Origin of the sequence: Ligilactobacillus ceti DSM 22408, assembly GCF_000423245.1 — a bacterium.
GTDB lineage: Bacteria > Bacillota > Bacilli > Lactobacillales > Lactobacillaceae > Ligilactobacillus > Ligilactobacillus ceti.
This window is the reverse complement of the sequence record NZ_KE383993.1, coordinates 275743-292874: the sequence shown is the minus strand read 5'-3', so window position 1 is coordinate 292874 and position 17132 is coordinate 275743. Positions and strand designations below refer to the sequence as shown.

General features: G+C 33.4%; 16 protein-coding genes and 1 tRNA gene. 4 read left to right on the top strand and 13 right to left on the bottom strand.

What is annotated here, in order from left to right; all coding sequences use genetic code 11:
- Positions 1-18: 18 nt before the first annotated feature.
- On the top strand, positions 19-831 hold the full coding sequence (locus G540_RS0104300; protein ID WP_027107055.1) for a Cof-type HAD-IIB family hydrolase: 813 nt from the start codon (positions 19-21) through the stop codon (positions 829-831).
- Positions 832-904: 73 nt separating this feature from the next.
- Here G540_RS0104300 and aspS read toward each other — a convergent pair whose 3' ends face one another.
- Entirely contained in the window at positions 905-2680 is a 1776-nt protein-coding gene (gene aspS, locus G540_RS0104295) for an aspartate--tRNA ligase (RefSeq protein ID WP_027107054.1), read from the bottom strand.
- An 18-nt stretch (positions 2681-2698) separates the two neighbouring features.
- Entirely contained in the window at positions 2699-3985 is a 1287-nt protein-coding gene (gene hisS, locus G540_RS0104290; RefSeq protein ID WP_027107053.1) for a histidine--tRNA ligase, read from the bottom strand.
- Positions 3986-4392: 407 nt separating this feature from the next.
- On the opposite strand from hisS, the gene G540_RS0104285 reads away from it, so the two are divergent.
- Positions 4393-5238, top strand: a complete 846-nt coding sequence (locus G540_RS0104285; RefSeq protein ID WP_152973856.1) for an N-acetylmuramoyl-L-alanine amidase — start codon at positions 4393-4395, stop codon at positions 5236-5238.
- A 45-nt stretch (positions 5239-5283) separates the two neighbouring features.
- Here the strand turns inward: G540_RS0104285 and G540_RS0104280 are convergent, their stop codons facing one another.
- The 6 genes from G540_RS0104280 to rpsU all read right to left on the bottom strand — a co-directional run bounded on the left by G540_RS0104280 (position 5284) and on the right by rpsU (position 9749).
- Positions 5284-5742, bottom strand: a complete 459-nt coding sequence (locus G540_RS0104280) for a hypothetical protein (protein ID WP_027107051.1) — start codon at positions 5740-5742, stop codon at positions 5284-5286.
- 24 nt (positions 5743-5766) lie between these two features.
- The gene (locus G540_RS0104275; RefSeq protein WP_027107050.1) at positions 5767-6768 is read right to left on the bottom strand and encodes a hypothetical protein; all 1002 of its coding nucleotides are present in this window, start codon (positions 6766-6768) and stop codon (positions 5767-5769) included.
- Between the two features lie 9 nt (positions 6769-6777).
- Positions 6778-7647, bottom strand: coding sequence for an exonuclease SbcC (locus G540_RS0104270; protein ID WP_027107049.1), 870 nt, complete (start codon positions 7645-7647; stop codon positions 6778-6780).
- A gap of 86 nt (positions 7648-7733) precedes the next feature.
- Positions 7734-8915: a hydroxymethylglutaryl-CoA synthase gene (locus G540_RS0104265; RefSeq protein ID WP_027107048.1), complete on the bottom strand. Its 1182-nt coding sequence runs from the start codon at positions 8913-8915 to the stop codon at positions 7734-7736.
- 183 nt (positions 8916-9098) lie between these two features.
- Entirely contained in the window at positions 9099-9542 is a 444-nt protein-coding gene (locus G540_RS0104260; RefSeq protein ID WP_027107047.1) for a GatB/YqeY domain-containing protein, read from the bottom strand.
- A gap of 21 nt (positions 9543-9563) precedes the next feature.
- Positions 9564-9749 carry a 30S ribosomal protein S21 gene (rpsU, locus tag G540_RS0104255; RefSeq protein WP_027107046.1) on the bottom strand — a complete coding sequence of 62 codons (186 nt, stop codon included), beginning with the start codon at positions 9747-9749 and terminating at the stop codon, positions 9564-9566.
- A 204-nt stretch (positions 9750-9953) separates the two neighbouring features.
- Between rpsU and G540_RS0104250 the strand changes: the two genes are divergently transcribed.
- The gene (locus tag G540_RS0104250) at positions 9954-10769 is read left to right on the top strand and encodes a pyruvate, water dikinase regulatory protein (RefSeq protein WP_027107045.1); all 816 of its coding nucleotides are present in this window, start codon (positions 9954-9956) and stop codon (positions 10767-10769) included.
- Between the two features lie 61 nt (positions 10770-10830).
- Here the strand turns inward: G540_RS0104250 and G540_RS0104245 are convergent, their stop codons facing one another.
- Positions 10831-11736 carry a deoxyribonuclease IV gene (locus G540_RS0104245; RefSeq protein WP_027107044.1) on the bottom strand — a complete coding sequence of 302 codons (906 nt, stop codon included), beginning with the start codon at positions 11734-11736 and terminating at the stop codon, positions 10831-10833.
- A gap of 98 nt (positions 11737-11834) precedes the next feature.
- The gene (locus G540_RS0104240) at positions 11835-12710 is read right to left on the bottom strand and encodes a YitT family protein (RefSeq protein WP_027107043.1); all 876 of its coding nucleotides are present in this window, start codon (positions 12708-12710) and stop codon (positions 11835-11837) included.
- Between the two features lie 185 nt (positions 12711-12895).
- On the opposite strand from G540_RS0104240, the gene G540_RS0104235 reads away from it, so the two are divergent.
- Positions 12896-12969: transfer RNA gene (locus G540_RS0104235), tRNA-Arg, on the top strand.
- A 96-nt stretch (positions 12970-13065) separates the two neighbouring features.
- On the opposite strand, the gene G540_RS07405 is transcribed toward G540_RS0104235, so the two are convergent.
- From G540_RS07405 to G540_RS07270, 3 genes are read right to left on the bottom strand one after another with little or no spacing between them, the layout of a single operon-like run.
- A complete protein-coding gene (locus G540_RS07405; protein ID WP_162139325.1) occupies positions 13066-13395 on the bottom strand; it encodes a hypothetical protein in 330 nt (109 codons plus the stop codon).
- A 59-nt stretch (positions 13396-13454) separates the two neighbouring features.
- The gene (locus G540_RS0104225; RefSeq protein WP_027107041.1) at positions 13455-13652 is read right to left on the bottom strand and encodes a hypothetical protein; all 198 of its coding nucleotides are present in this window, start codon (positions 13650-13652) and stop codon (positions 13455-13457) included.
- A 12-nt stretch (positions 13653-13664) separates the two neighbouring features.
- The gene (locus tag G540_RS07270; RefSeq protein ID WP_051188961.1) at positions 13665-17036 is read right to left on the bottom strand and encodes an AAA family ATPase; all 3372 of its coding nucleotides are present in this window, start codon (positions 17034-17036) and stop codon (positions 13665-13667) included.
- Between the last annotated feature and the right edge of the window lie 96 nt (positions 17037-17132).

Genomic DNA, 17132 nt, shown 5'->3' with positions numbered 1-17132 from the left:
AACAAGGAGGGATTTGTTATGAAACAAAAACTTATTGCGATTGACTTAGATGGTACAACCTTAAATAGTCAAAGTGAAATTACACCCAGAACAAAAGAAGTCTTACATGCCGCAAGTCAAGCTGGCCACATTGTTTCGATCGTTACGGGCCGTCCCTACCGTATTTCGCAACAATTTTATGATGATTTAGGTATTAAAACACCGATGATTAACTTTAATGGTGCCTTAGGACATATCCCACATGAAAATTGGAATAAAGAATATGCTGATACTTTCAGTCGTGATATCGTCTTCGAATTACTCGAAAAAAGAAATGAATTAGGTATCAAAATGTCAGCTGCCGAAGGAAAAACATTAGTTCTTTCTGACACAGTTAATAATAACGTGAATGAATTTTTCCCAGTTATCACTCAACCAGAACAACTTTTAACTGCGAAAAACTTACGCCAAGATCCATCCGCCATGACAATGTGGATTGAACCGGAAAACAAACAAAATGTCATCCAAAAATTACAAAAAGAATTTGGTGATTACATTAATGTTGGTATCTGGGGTGGACCTTATTCTATTTTGGAACTTTCACCTAAAGGGATCAATAAAGCCCGTGGTGTGAAATTCTTAGCCGATAACTACAATATTGCCCGTGAAGATATTATTGCTTTTGGTGATGAACATAATGATACAGAAATGTTAGATTATGTTGGTTGGGGCGTTTCGATGCAAAACGGAACAACTGAATTAAAAAATCTCGCTAATGATATTACCCCACTTACCAATGATCAAGATGGTTTAGCTGATTACCTCAGCAACTATTTGAATCTGGCGAAATAATTATAAATTAAAAAGCTAGTTAAGTACTCCTGAAACGGAGTGAACTTAACTAGCTTTTTTAGTTGTAATTTAATTAATCTGCTTTTTCTTCTGTTTCAGCTAAATCAATATGAAGTTCTGCTAATTGAGCAGGTGCAACTTCACTAGGTGCTTTTGTTAATGGTTCTGTTGCTTTAGAGTTCTTTGGAAAGGCAATAACTTCGCGGATATTTTCTTTACCAGCTAATAACATCGCGAAACGATCCAAACCAAGTGCTAAACCACCATGTGGAGGGAAACCATAGTCTAAAGCTTCAATAAACCAACCAAATTGTGCTTTCGCACTTTCTTCAGTAAAGCCTAATGCTTTGAACATTGCTTCTTGAACTTCACTTTCATGAATCCGGATAGAACCGCCACCTAATTCATAACCATTTAAGACGATATCATAACTTTGTGCATGACATGCATGTGGATCTGTCGCTAATAATTCTACGTCTTCTTCATTTGGCATTGTGAATGGATGGTGTGCTGCAATATAACGACCAAAATCTTCGCTATATTCAAACATTGGCCAATCAACAACCCAAACAAAGGCAAATTGACTTTTATCAATCATATCTAATTCTTTAGCAAATTCACAACGTAAATAACCTAATGAATCAGCTACAACACTATCTTTATCAGCAACAAATAAAATTAAATCGCCAACATTAGCTTCAGCAGCTGCTTTAATAGCTTCAACATCATTTGTTAAGAATTTAGCAATTGGACCAGCAAAGCCTTCTTCAGTTACTTTCACCCATGCTAAACCTTTAGCACCAAAACGTTTGATGTATTCTTGTTTAGCATCGATTTGTTTACGTGAATATTTATCAGCTCCACCTGGAACGGCAATCGCTTTAACTTGACCACCATTTTCTAAAGCCATATCAAAGACTTTAAAACCAATACCTTTCACAGCATCTGCCATATCTTTTAATTCCATACCAAAACGAACATCTGGTTTATCAGAACCATAACGTGACATTGCTTCATCCCATGTCATACGTGGAATTGGTGTTGTTAAATCATAGTTCACCGCCACTTTCATAACACGTTTCAATAAACCTTCAGTCATTTCAATAATTTCTTCTTGGTCCATAAATGATGTTTCTAAGTCAATTTGTGTAAATTCTGGTTGACGATCACCACGTAAATCTTCATCACGGAAGCAACGGGCAATTTGGTAATAACGATCATAACCAGCACCCATTAATAATTGTTTAAATAATTGTGGTGATTGTGGTAAAGCATAAAAATGTCCTGGGTAGACACGTGAAGGTACTAAGTAATCACGCGCACCTTCTGGAGTTGATTTTGTTAAATATGGTGTTTCAATATCAATAAAATCATTTTCTGCTAAATAGCTATGCACCGCTTGAGTAATTTTGTTACGAATTAACAAACCTTTTTGCATTTCAGGACGACGTAAGTCAATGTAACGATATTGTAAACGTAATTCATCCGCTGCATCAACATCATCTTTAATTTCAAATGGAGTTGTTTTAGCTTTGTTTAAAATTGTTAATTGATTAACTTCAACTTCAATTTTACCTGTTTTCATACGTTTGTTAATCATTGCTTCATCACGAGCAACAACTTTACCTTGAACTTCAATTACAAATTCATTTCTTAATGTTTTGGCTAATTGGAAGTTTTCTTCACCAGATTCTTGGTTGAAAACTAATTGCACTAAACCTTCACGATCACGTAAATCAATAAAAATCAAGTTACCTAAGTTACGATATTTTTGAACCCAACCTTTTAAGACAACATCTTTTCCGATATAAGATTCATCAACTAAACCACAATAAGTTGTTCTTTTCATTTTGTATAAACTCCTTAATTAATTTAATTTTTCAGCAACAGCCGCAAAATCAGTATATAAATCAGCTAATGAAACACTAATTTCTTCTTTAGCGTCCATATTTTTCAAGTTAGCTCTTTGTTCAGCTAATTCTGTTTCACCGATTGTTAAAGTATATTTAGCATTTAAACGCGCAGCAGATTTAAATTGGCCTTTTGGTTTACGTCCTAAATAATCACGATCTGCAATTAAACCTTGTTGACGTAATGCTTGCACTAATTTCAATGTTTCTTCATTAGTTACTTCACCAATGCCGACTACATAAACATCTAAACGGTTATCAATTGGAAGTTGAATTTCTTCAGCATCTAAAATTAATAATAAACGTTCAACACCTAAACCAAAGCCAACACCGGACATTTCTGGTCCACCTAATTGTTCAACTAATCCACTATAACGGCCACCAGCACACACTGTTGTCCACTTACCGCCGAAAGCTTTAGAATCACTCATAATTTCAAAAATTGTATGATTATAATAATCTAAACCACGAACCATTTCTGTATCAACAACATATTCAATGCCTAAAGCATCTAATAAAGAACGAACAGTTGTAAAATGTTCTTTCGCTTCAGGTGTTAAATAATCTAAAATTACGGGTGCATTTTCTACGATTTCTTGATCAGCTGGATCTTTACTATCTAAAATACGTAAAGGATTCTTTTCTAGACGAACTTTAGAATCATCACTTAATTGTGCCGCAAATGGTGTAAAATAATCCACCAACGCTTGGCGATAATCTTGGCGAGTTTGTGCATCACCTAATGTGTTTAATGCCACTTTTAAATTATTAAGACCGAATTCTTTTAATAAGGAAACAGCCATAGCGATTGTTTCAACGTCTAAAGCTGGTTCTTCTGAGCCGAATGCTTCAACACCAATTTGGTGGAATTGACGTAAACGACCTGATTGTGGACGTTCGTAACGGAACATAGGTCCCATGTAAAATGTTTTGAATGGTTTTTGTACTTCTGGTGCGAATAATTTGTTTTCAACAAAAGCACGTACAACACCCGCTGTACCTTCTGGACGTAATGTAATATGACGTTTACCTTTATCATAGAAATCATACATTTCTTTTGTCACGATATCTGATGTTTCCCCTGATGTTCTTGAGAAAACTTCAAAACTTTCAAAAATTGGTGTTCTAATTTCTTGATAACGATATTTAGTTAATAATTCACGTGTTACTGTTTCAACGTATTGCCATTTTTCAGATTCATTAGGCAAAATATCTTGGGTTCCTTTGGGACGTTGGTATTTCATATTAAATTTCCTCCTAATTTCATTTTAAAATAAAAAAAGCCTCGTTGAATAATCCTCAACAAGGGCGCAAAAGCACGGTACCACCTTTTTTATAACTTTTGGATAACGTAACTAACGGTATGAGATTCATACAACCTAAAAAGTGTCTTCGTTAACCGAATTTTATGGAATTTCCAGCTACCTTCCACTCTCTAAAAAATTCGCGTGCTAACGACTTATCTTTTATCATTGGTTTCCTATTTATTTCCTTTAAAGAATACTAATAAATGACCGCAAAGTCAAGTCAACGCCTACTTTTTATCGAACTTTTGTCTCCTTTCATTCATGAAAAATTTCATCTTATGCTTGCTCTTTGATATAATGAAGTGATTAATAAATTTTCACAGCAACGGGGAGTTAAAACTATGCTGAATTTCTTCAAAAAAATCCCCCTCAATGTTTATATTAAATACATTTTAATTTTTAGTTTTATCGGTATTTTAATTTTTAAAACTTCTTTATATTTTCAAGAAGTACAAATCATTAAACCCGAAACTGAACTTTATCAAAAACCGGGGATGGAATATAAAACAATTAAAGAATTACCCTTAAATACGCGTGGGACTGTTTTAGATCGTAAATATCATTGGGTCAAAATCCGCACTGAAAATGAGGATTATGGTTGGGTTCCTGATTGGACTTTAGCCCAAAAAGACCGTAACCAGATTACTAGTTTAAAAGATGCCACAATTGTAATCGATCCCGGTCATGGTGGTTCCGATTCTGGTGCCCTCTCACAAACAAATAAAATGGAGAAACATTACACTTTAAAATATGGCCTTGAATTAGCCAAAAAATTACGCGCAAAAGGTGCTAAAGTTTATATGTCACGTGACACAGATACTTTTGTTAAATTAAGTATGATTCCACGTGTGGCGGAAAAAAATCATGCTGATGCCTTTATCAGTATTCACTTTGACGCTGCTCCAGATGCAGATACTGCTTCTGGAATTACAACATATTACTATCACAAAAAGACATCATATCGCTTAGCTAAATGTATCAATAAAACATTTAGTGTTTTACCATTAGAAAATCGCGGCATTGATTTTGGTGATTTCTTAGTTATTCGAGAAAACACACAACCAGCTGTCCTTTTAGAAATGGGTTATATCAACTCTACTCGTGATTTTAAAGCTATTACTTCTAGTAAATATCGCAATACAGTAACCAATGATATCGTCAAAGGTTTAGAAAAATATTTCAAAAAATAAAAGCTTACCTAACAACCTAAACAGTTGTTAAGTAAGCTTTTTAATTTAATAAATTTCAAAGAATTTTTCTTCAATTTCAGCTGGAGTTAATTTCAATTCATTAATTCCAAATTTCACAAAAATATGCCAAGCATGAACTAAGTATTCTTTTTTATTTTCAAAATAACATTTATTTAATTGTTGTTGCATAATCAAATAAACTTTATTATATGAACTACTTTGCCATTTAGCTTGCATTTGTTCTAATTCTTCGTCTTCTAATAATAAAAGATATGTCCATTTTTTCGCATTACCAATTTCCAAGAAATAGCGCATGGCATGGCAATATTGCGTTAAAATTTCTTCTTTATTATTTTCTTTAACTAATTTCATTAAAGCTGCTAATTCAACATTCAAACCAACGTAAATACTTGCTAAACGTTCCACATCAGAAACTTGTTTCATTGGTAAAATACTCATTAACGGGTATTTACGTACAGCTTTTAACATTTCTACAATATCCAAAATGCTCCCCCTACTAACTATCTTTTAAAAATACAATGGATCAGATTTAATTTCTAAACTATTTAAATTATCTAAATACCAATCACTTAAGAATGCATAACGACCCAAAACATCAAAGAATGATACTGCATTATCTGGATCAGTAATCGCAATCACCCAACGAGCTTCTTCGCCAAAACCACTATGTTGGAAAATAGTCATCTTAACATTTTGTCCTAATTCTAAAATAGCTTCATTTTGTGCACCGGATAATAACATATGTCCTGTTTCTGAAGCTAAAATAAATAAACGATCTAAAGCTTGTTGTGGCATATCAGGATCAGAAATAGCATAATATGCTGTATTTGATGTATCCAAAATATTAAAATCAACATCAAAACTATATTCTGCTTTTAAAATATCGCCGATTGCTAATAAATAATCGGTAAATTGAGTTAAAACTTCATAAGTAATTTCATCTTGATATTTCACAATTAATAACTCAGTTAAAGCTCGACTGTTAAAACGTAGAACACGTTGTTTAAAATCAAGATAGAACAATTCTAACCCGGTATTCTTTTCAACGTAGTAAGCTCCATTTTCATTATTTTCTAAAACTTTAAAGACAAAATAACCCAAACTATCAATACCTGGATATTCATGATGAAGTTCAAATTCATGTTCATTTGATTGTAAAACAACACTTTCGGCCTGATGAATTTCTAAAATACGATTAATAAAAATCAAGTAATAATCAGCCCGGCTATATTGTTGTGGGTAAACTAAATAAGAAGAATCCAATTGATAATCAATTAATTTCATCGTAGCATCTAAAAGTTCACTACTATTTTTAGTATTAATTAAAGTATCTAATAATTCCGTAAAATTAATCCCATTTTGTAAACTAATTTTTAATTGATCATTATAATCTAATAAACGTTCAGTTGTACTAATTGGTGTGATTTCTTCAACAATATATTCTGACTCTTGGACTTCGTTTTCTTTGGGATAAAAAGTAACAGTTGCGTTTAAATCTTCTTTACTCATCTAATTCACCTATCCTTTAGTAGCAATCAAATTTGCAATATAATCACGATATAAACGTTCATTCGCTGCTTGGAAATTAGCAAAATCTCCAAATTTAGCGACGATACTTTGTTTTTCATAGCCTAATAAAGTATCTTCTTTAGATAATTCTAAAATACGTTTTTCATTTTGACGAATTTGTTGATAAGCAGAATTAGTTCTTTCATCAATGCTTGCTAGATAAGCAATTTCATCGATTAAGTTTTGTTTCGCTTCTTTATGTTTATTACTTTCCCAAGGCATTACTTTTTCTTGGGCCATTTCTTTCAAACGTGCTCGCAGTTCAGCTTTTTTCGCATCACGATGTCCTTGGTTATCAATTAATGCTTGTAATTCTTCATTTTGTAATGATAATTCATGAATTCTTTGACTATTGAAGCGTGTTTTTTCAGCTTCTAAAGAAAAAGCTCGTGACAATTTATAAAATTCATCTTCATTAAATTTAAAAGCAACATTCAACACATCTAATTCACCAAATAAACGACGACCCCACCAATTACCAAAATAGAATTGATATTGTCCAGTCGCTACTTTTTCAAAATAAAAGAATGGATAAATTTCATTAATATACTTAATTAATTTTTCACTTAAAAATTCACTAATTTCTAAATTCACATCTTGCACTAATTGTTCATGTTCTACAATCTCTGTGACATCTTCTTTTTGTAAAACTTCAGTTTGATAACGTTTAGTATTGATTAATTGATATACCATCCGATCGTCTTGTTTTTGGATTGCTTGGTCTAATGTTTGTAAATATTGAATCTTATCAGTAATACTATTAGCTAGAATTGTTGTAGCTTGCTGATGATCTGCTAATTTAATTTGTTCTGAATCCATCTTAAACTCCTCAAACTTTCTATTATAGTCTTGATTCTATCTTACCTAATTTCCCGAAAACTTAAAAATAATACGATTATTAAAAACTATTTTTCTGTACGTTTTAAATATTGGCGTTTTTGTTCATGAACACCACTCAAGACAAATTGCGCGGCATCCTTGGTAATATCAATTGTTCGTTCTTCATCTGATAAGACCATTGCATCAAAATACTCTTCATATTCAGCAACACTAACTTCTTGACGATGCGCTAATAACGCTTGATGCAAGTCAGTTTGTAAATAATTTTGATATCCCGGTTGTAAAATCCCGGCAAAAAACTCACCAATTGCTCCGGAACCATAACTATAAAAACCAATCCGTTGGCCGGCACGTAAATCAGTCGCATTTTCTAAGAGAGATATCAAACTTAAATACATCGAGCCTGTATAAATATTACCAACTAACATATTATATTTCCGTGCTGCTTCATAACGTTCCATATATGTTTGATAAAGCTGACTTTCTGGATCATAATCTTTTAAAATCACTTGACGCATTGCTTTGATACCCATTTTAGTAAATGGTAAATGGAAAACAAACGCTGCATAATCACTTAATTGATAACCTGTTTTCGCTGTATATTGTTGGTATGTTTCTTGTAAGAAATCAAGATAAACATTTGCAGAAAACTTTCCATCTACAACAGCTTCATTTCGCCCAATTGGACGCCAAAAATCCATCACATCTTCTGTATAATATGCCGTTTCATCTTCCAAGGCTAAAATATGCGGATTTTGACTAATTAATAAAGCCACTGCCCCACCGCCTTGAGTTGGTTCACCTTTTGTGCGTAAACCATAACGCGCGATATCAGCACCTAAGACTAAAACTTTTTTATCTGGATGTAAGGCGATATGCCCTTTTGCCATTTGTAAGGCGGCTGTCGCACCATAACAAGCTTGTTTTATTTCAAAAGTACGTAAATTATTCTTTAAACCTAATAAACTCGCTACATAAATAGCGGCTGATTTTGAATTGTCAATTCCGGATTCAGTACCAAAAATCACCATATCAATTTGTTCGCGATCTTCTGGAGTAATAATTTGTGCGGCGGCATTCGCTGCTAAAGTCACAATATCTTGACTTGGTGGTGTAACTGCCATTTTATGTTGGCCAATTCCAATTAAATATTTATTAGGGTCTTCATTACGTTCTAAGGCTAGCTTAGCCATATCAACATACATATCAGCTGTATAAAAACTAGCTTTATCAATCCCGATTTTCATGTTCTAACCTCATTCCCGGCATTATCAATAAATCTTAATGCGCACACTTTTTCTCATTATTAATAATATCATTTTTTACGCAATTTAAGTGTCTTTTTAATTAAAGAAATCATTAATTTTAATTACTAAATTGCATACAAAAAAAGCCATAGATTAACTATGGCTTTTTTGCTGATTTAAGTATTAACTTAAAAGTTCTTTGACAGTTGCGTTAACTAACTGACCGTCAGCTTTCCCTTTTAATTTAGGCATAACTGCACCCATGACTTTACCAAAGTCCGCACTTGACGTTGCTCCAACTTGTTTAATCGTTTCTTCAACAATAGCCTTCACTTCATCTGCACTTAATTGCTCTGGTAAATATTGTTCAACAACTTCGATTTCTTTTTCGAGTTCTTGAACAGTTTCATCACGTCCAGCCGCCTTAAATTCTTTAAGAGATTCCTTACGTTGTTTCAACTCGCGAGATAATAAACTAACTTCTTCTTCAGTTGTTAATTCACGACCTAAGTTGATTTTTTCGTTAGCAACAGCAGCTTTCAACATACGAACTGTGCCTAATGTAGCTTTATCTTTAGCTTTCATTGCGGCAATCATATCTTTTTGTAATGAATCACCTAAACTCATCACATCTGCCTCCTCTAGGAACTAGAAACGACGCTTGTTTTTGCGTTTTCTTGCTGCTTCGGATTTTTTCTTGCGTTTTACGCTTGGTTTCTCGTAAAATTCACGTTTGCGGTATTCTTGCAAAGTACCTGTTCTTGAAACGGAACGTTTGAAGCGACGAAGAGCGTCATCGAGTGATTCGTTTTTACGAACTACTGTTCTTGACATAGTGTTTCCCTCCCTCCGAGCTTAAAAGTAACCGTTAAATTTATCAACAGTTCTTATTCATTATAGCTAATCACAAATATCTCGTCAATAAAAGTTTTCTAATATTAAGCGGTTTCCGTTATTTTTTTATTATTTCAGCTCATTTTCGCAAATAAGCAATTTAACTGCTATAATAAAATCATCAAGAAGCTAGGAGGCTTTTCCATGTCTACAGAAAATACAGTTGCAATTTATGTCATTTCAGACTCAGTTGGTGAAACAGGTAACAACTTAGCACATGCTGCTATGGCCCAATTCCCACTTATTGATTTTGACGTTCAACGCTACCCATTAACTAAAACGGTTTCACTATTAACCGGCATTATGAATCGTGCTTTAAGAGAACAAGCTATTATTATCCATACATTCGTGGATACTGAACTTTCCGACTATATCAACACATTTTGTCGTGAAAATGATTTAATGTCAATGGATGCAATGACAATGTTAATCGAAATGATTTCCGAAAAAACACAAAGTGCACCTTTAAATAAACCTGGTTTGAATCATGATTTAAACAAACAATACTTCAACCGGATTAAAGCGATCGAATTCGCTGTGCAATATGATGACTGCAAAGATCCTAGCGGGTTCTTAAAAGCTGATATTGTTATTTTAGGTGTTTCACGAACATCTAAGACACCATTATCACTTTACTTAGCTAATATGGGTTATAAAGTCGCTAACTTGCCACTTGTGCCTAAAACACAAATTCCTGATGAAATTTATCAAATTGATAAACGTAAAATCATCGGTTTAACTAATGACCCACAAATTTTAAATAATATTCGTCGTGAAAGATTAATCTCTTACGGTCTTGAACCTGATTCAGATTACTCTAATATGGATAATATTAAAGAAGAACTCAAAAACGCTCGTGAATTATATAAAGAGTTAGACTGCTTTGTAATTGATGTAGCGAAAAAATCTATCGAAGAAACAGCCGCTTTGATTTTAGAATCACTCGACTTTTCAGAATAAGCCAACAAAAAATAATCCGGAGCTCGTAACAAAATTTGTTATGAGCTCCGGATTTTTCAGTTTATTTTAAAATACCTTTATTTTGGTAAATCTTTTCTAACAATTCAGGATCGAAGGTTTGCTTTTTAAACATTTCAATTTCATAAGCATATGGTGCATATTGATCTTTCTTATCTGGACCAACATATGGTGTTTCCATAATTTTAGAAAGTGTTTCTAATTGCGGATGATGAACTACACCATTTAAAGCATCAAAACCAATTGTCCCAAAACCAATATTAGCGTGCCGATCTTTATGACTACCTTGTTCATTTTTCGAATCATTTACATGAATAACTTGCAATTTATCCATACCAATAATGTGATCAAATTCATTCAACACACCATCAAAATCTTCCCGAACATTATAACCAGCATCATTAACATGACATGTATCTAAAGTTACGGATAATTTTTCATTATAATTAACTTTGTCCATAATTTCAGCTAATTCTTCAAAAGAACGGCCCACTTCTGTCCCTTTACCAGCCATTGTTTCTAAAGCAATTTGAATATTTTGTTCTGGAGTTAAAACTTCATTTAAACCTTTGGCAATATTAGCAATCCCAACAGCAGCACCTTCCCCGACATGAGCGCCTGGGTGTAATGTCATTTGTGTTGCACCTAAAGCTTCAGCACGCATAATTTCTTCACGTAAGAAACGAACTGCAAATTCCCATTTATCTAATTTCTTAGCATTCCCTAAATTAATAATATACGGTGCATGAACAACAATGTTTGATAAGCCGTGTTCGGCCATATATGCTTGTCCCGCTGGAATATTCATTTCAGAAATATCTTTCCGACGTGTATTTTGTGGTGCACCAGTATAAATCATAAATGTACTTGCATTATAGCCAGCTGCTTCTTTCGCTGAACCGAGTAACATTTCCTTACCGCGCATCCCAACATGTGATCCAATTAACATGTGTTAACCTCCCATAAAATCATTTCATTACATTTATTTTAGCATGTTTTCTAAAAAAAATAGCACAAAGAGATTAAACTCTTTGTACTATCTTAATTTTAAGGCTCCGGCTCATAAAAGCGCCCGAGAATTTTTACATTTTCGGCAATACTTACAAAGGCTTTCGGATCAGATTCTTCCATCGCCTTTTTCAATTCGGGTTGTTCATAACGGGAAATAACTGTAAACAAAATGGTTTTATTATCATGGTAGTAAGCACCTTCTGCATCATGGACAATCGTAATCCCACGGCGAATATGGTTTTGAATACAATCAATTACACTCTTTGGCTTATCAGTAATAATCATAACTTGCATTTTTTGTTGACGCGTATAGACCATATCCATCACTTTGGCATTCACCAACAAACCTAAAGCTGAATAAAAAGCATATGGCCAACCGTAAACAGCACCGGCCGCAATAACAATCATCGCATTAAAGATAATATTGATTGTCCCAATACTCTTACCGGTTTTCTTACGAATGGTTAAACCTAAAATATCTAACCCACCTGTTGAAATTCCGTTCTTCAAAGCTGTCCCAGTCCCAAAACCATTCACAGCTCCACCGAAAATCGCACAAATAATTGGATCATTGGTTAAAGTTACGGGTGATAATGTTTTAATCATAATACTCGAAAAAATAACTGCTAAGAAAGTAAAAATTGTAAAACGATGGCCAATTTGTTTCCAAGCTAAGAAAAACAAAGGTACATTCAAGACAAAAATCATTAAAGCTGTCGATAAATGAATAAAACCCGTTCTTGCTGTCAACGTAGAAATCAACTGAGCTAATCCGGTAATACCTGAGGCATAAATTTTACCCGGATCCCAGAAAAAGTTCATCGCAATCGCCACTAAAATCCCATAAATAAAAGCTGTTGAAGCTTTCGCAAAATATTGGTGCTTCTTCCAAATCGTTTGCAGTTCGACCATTTAAAAAGTCCTTCCGTTTTTTATTTATTAACTACTATACCCTACTTAATTTAAAAAGCAACTAATATTCATTACTTTTATTCCAATCCAGAAAACTCATTTAAAAAGGATACTAAAGTACTAGAAAAGTAAAAAAAGAATTGACACTCTTTCACAAATCATCTATAATAATTTATGTTGTTTATGGTTCGGTAGCTCAGCTGGATAGAGCATCCGCCTTCTAAGCGGATTGTCGTGAGTTCGAATCTCACCCGAATCATCAATTAACTTAAAGAGATTCAGTGTCTTGGCACTGGATCTTTTTTTATACCCATAACAAAAATGCCCCAACACAAAAGTGTTGGAGCATTTTTTATTAGCGCCGTCTAAGTTGAATCCAAATCATATACGACATACTACCTAATAAAATCAAACTGGTAACTAATATAACCCAAAAGAATACATAGTAATTTCTGCCATAACGTAATACTCTTTCCAAAAATACAGTTAAAATCAGACAGACCACAAACATAACGTCAGCAACGATTCTACCTTGACTATATTTTTTGAAAAGTTCTGTTTTTAAATTAGGATTACCTTCGGATGAGATACGTGTTAATTTAACACCTTTGGATCGACGATAGTGCATAAAAACGAGACCTGCACCGCCGAAAAAGCCCACTAAATTAAATAGGATTAAAAACATTTTATAATTCAAATAACTATACTTATAAGCAAAGATACATCCAATTAACAAAGCAAGCGTCAGAAATAACTCAACATAATATCCAACACAATCAACACGAAAATACTAACAAAAACGAATGCAATCTGATTCGTTAATGAATAAACTACTGGCATCAAAATCAAACCTGGTAGATAAAGTGTTAAAATCATCCTCCCAATTTCTTTTAAGCGATAACGCCGCCGTTTTTTGCGGATTTCTTTTATATCAATTTTCATTTTTGCCTACTTTCATAGTTCTTTTAAAGCTTCATCAATAGTTTCACTACGAATAGTCAAAATATCATCAACTGTTGAATGATCAATAATCCATAATTTATGTTCTTTAATAATTTTTTCTGCAAAATTTCGCGCTGTCCGAGCGTTGCCCCAGTCTTGTTTTGGCAATTTCAAATAAGCTTGGGCAATTTTTTCTTCAAAATCAGCATCAGCAATTACAAACTTCTTACTATTCAACATTTTAGCTGTAATTACACCAATTTCATTTGGCGTATAATCAGGGAACTCAATCCGATTCGGAATCCGCGACCGTAACCCTGGATTAGTATTCAAGAATTCTTCCATTTCTTGTGTATATCCGGCTAAAATCACTACAAAGTCATGCCGATGATTTTCTAAAGCAGTCAATAAAGTTTCAATAGCTTGTTTGCCAAAATCATTGGAACTTCCATTGCTGGCTAACTGATAAGCTTCATCGATAAACAAGACACCACCTAAAGCATTGTCTAAAATAGTTTGCGTTTTTTGTTCTGTTTCACCAATATATTGCCCAATTAAATCAGGTCGGGTAACTTCTTTAACTGTCGTTTGCGTTAGAATACCTAATTTAAAGAATAATTTCGCCAATAAGCGTGCAACTGTTGTTTTACCAGTTCCGGGATTCCCACTAAAGACCATATGATATGTCCGATCGCCAGCAAGATCTGGATTCACTTCTGCTAAACGTTTTTCAGCTTGTACTTCTCCGACTAAATCTTTAATGTATTCTTTTACAGTAGCTAAACCAATTAATTTATCCAATTGATTTAAAATATCTTCAATTGATTCTCCTTGATCAGCCCCTTGGCTTTGTTTCACCGTTTCCAAATCTTCCGGTGTAATAGTCGTCAGACTGGCCGCATCTAATAAACCATTCGCCATCACACGCGATGCTAACGCTGTAATTAACGCTTCGTTCATATTGCGAACAAACCGCGCATTACTCTTAGTAATTTCTTTCCGCGATTGTTGTTTTAAGAATTGTTGATAGAGTTCATGATCAACTTGATATTTATCTTTTTGTAACTGCATTAAACCAATTTTCGTTAATTCTTCCAATGAATAATCTTCAAAATTAAAAACATTCGGCACACGTGATTTCAACCCGGGATTACTTTGTAAGAATTGGTTCATTTCATCAGGATAGCCCGCAAAAATCAACATAATTTGATCACGATGATCTTCCATATATTTCAAAATCGTATCAATCGCAATTTGCCCGTAGTCATTGTCGCCGCCTTCACTTAATGTGTAAGCTTCATCAATAAATAAAATGCCACCTTGTGCTTTTTCTAAAATAGCTTTCGTTTTTTCTTCAGTTTCACCTAAATATTTACCGACTAAATCTTCCCGGCCGACTTCAATTAGATTCGCGTTTTCTAAAGCTCCACCATCAGCTAAAACTTCACCCATTAAACGTGCCACCGTTGTTTTCCCTGTACCAGGATTACCAATAAAGACCGAATGTAGCGTGATATTATTAGCTGGTAAACCTTGTTTTTTACGAGTTTCATTGAATTTAACACTATTTAAAAAGCCGCGTGTTTTTTCTTTAACAGCTTTTAACCCATATAAATTATTGAGTTTTTGTAATGGATCTTCTTGGTTATTGACGACTGAATTATCTGCAGTTTGATATGATTTAACTAGATTTTCTAAATCAGTATTAATCATTTTCACAGTAGGTAACTGTTTAAGATCTTCTGACAACACAATAGTTGATTGGCTATCGTATTCAAAATCAATCGCCCCTAATTGTTCAGCTGTTAATTTATCAACTTGAATATAACCATCTTTTGCATTAAAAATCGTTTTAGCATTTTGCATCGTTAATAATTCTAGGTCTTCAATGATTAATTGACTATGCTCACAAACTTCAATCGGTGTGGTTACTTGATCTAAAGTTAAATTACCAACCCGAAAATTAGAATTATCTGCTAATGTTAAATGCTTCATAATATAAGTCGCTTCAGCCCGTACATTCGTATGTGCTTTGATTACGATGCCATCATAAATTCCATGATGTATTCTAACTTGCGGACAGTCCACGAAACAAACAAACTGTGATTCTTCTGTGGCAATCATTACATTATCTAAGACAGCACTTTCTGCTCCTGTGAAATATAGCCGATAATATTGTGCCCCTTCTTTACCATCAGAATAATATTCATTTAATGTTTGAGCAGTTTCAAATGTACAATTTTTTAATGTTACATCAGTTTTTTCATCGGCATAAAGAACTGTTCTTTCATACTCATTAAAAACAGTTAAATTGTCTAAAGTAAATTTAACGCCGGGGGCAATTTCAAATCCGAGAAATATTTTCGTATCAGTAGCGTCTTGACCTAAACCGTGAATTTCTAAATCTTTCTCAATCTTAATAATCGCATTCGGTTGACTATAAATACCTGGTTCTAAATTAATAATCGTACCAGCTTGATAATCTTTTAAAACTTTATCCAGCGTTAAATCATTGAAACCACTTTTCAAATTAATTTGAGGATGGTCTAAATTGTTCCACGTTACTACTTCAGCAACTTTGGAAGCAATATCCAATTCATTGGAGTCATAATAATTAACTTGAATTTGAATATCAGGATTTTTCAAATCAATATCAGCTAACTCCAGTGCACCTTCATTTTCCAATAAAACACTTAAGTTAGTATTTTCTTCATAAGATAACATTTCAAAAGAGGCATAACCTTCATTTAAAACAATAAAATCATATTTATACCCGATTTCTCCATCAAAAGTTAGCACACCTTCACTCCAAACGCGCGCTTCATTTTCGATTTGCATATACCCTTTAATCAAATTATTTTTCATTATAGTTTGATTTTGTTTTTTGAATTGTAATTCATTAAAAACAGAATCAGTAATCCCTGTATATTTATTTTCGAAAGAACAACCATGTTCACTTGTATCAATGACATGATCTAAAATAACTTTCTCACCCGTGGATACAACAGCGTATTTATTTTCAGGTTGACGATGGTTAATCTGACATTTAGTTAACTCAACAATTGTATTATTTTCAGCGTAAATAATATTATTATCCGCATGCAAATCAGTTAAGGTAATATTTTCTATTTCTAATGATGCATCTTCTTTCACGTAAAAATGGCCACGAATTGTGACATCATCTTCGACACCAACTAATTTTGTAGGCCGCGTAATAATAATTTTTTGAGGATTATGTTGATTTCCTGCAATATGTACACCGGCATCTAATTTAATAATTTGCACGCGATCTAATGGATCGTTTTCTTTTACGATTCGTTGAAACGCTTCATTTAAACTAACTTTAAAAAAGCCCGCCCCAACATTAATAACTCGTTCAAACATGTTTAATCCCCCTTTTATCCAGTCTCATAATTCCATTATACCAATTTTTTATAATTTATAAAAAAACTCATAAAAAAAGCCTCCCAAGTTAAAACT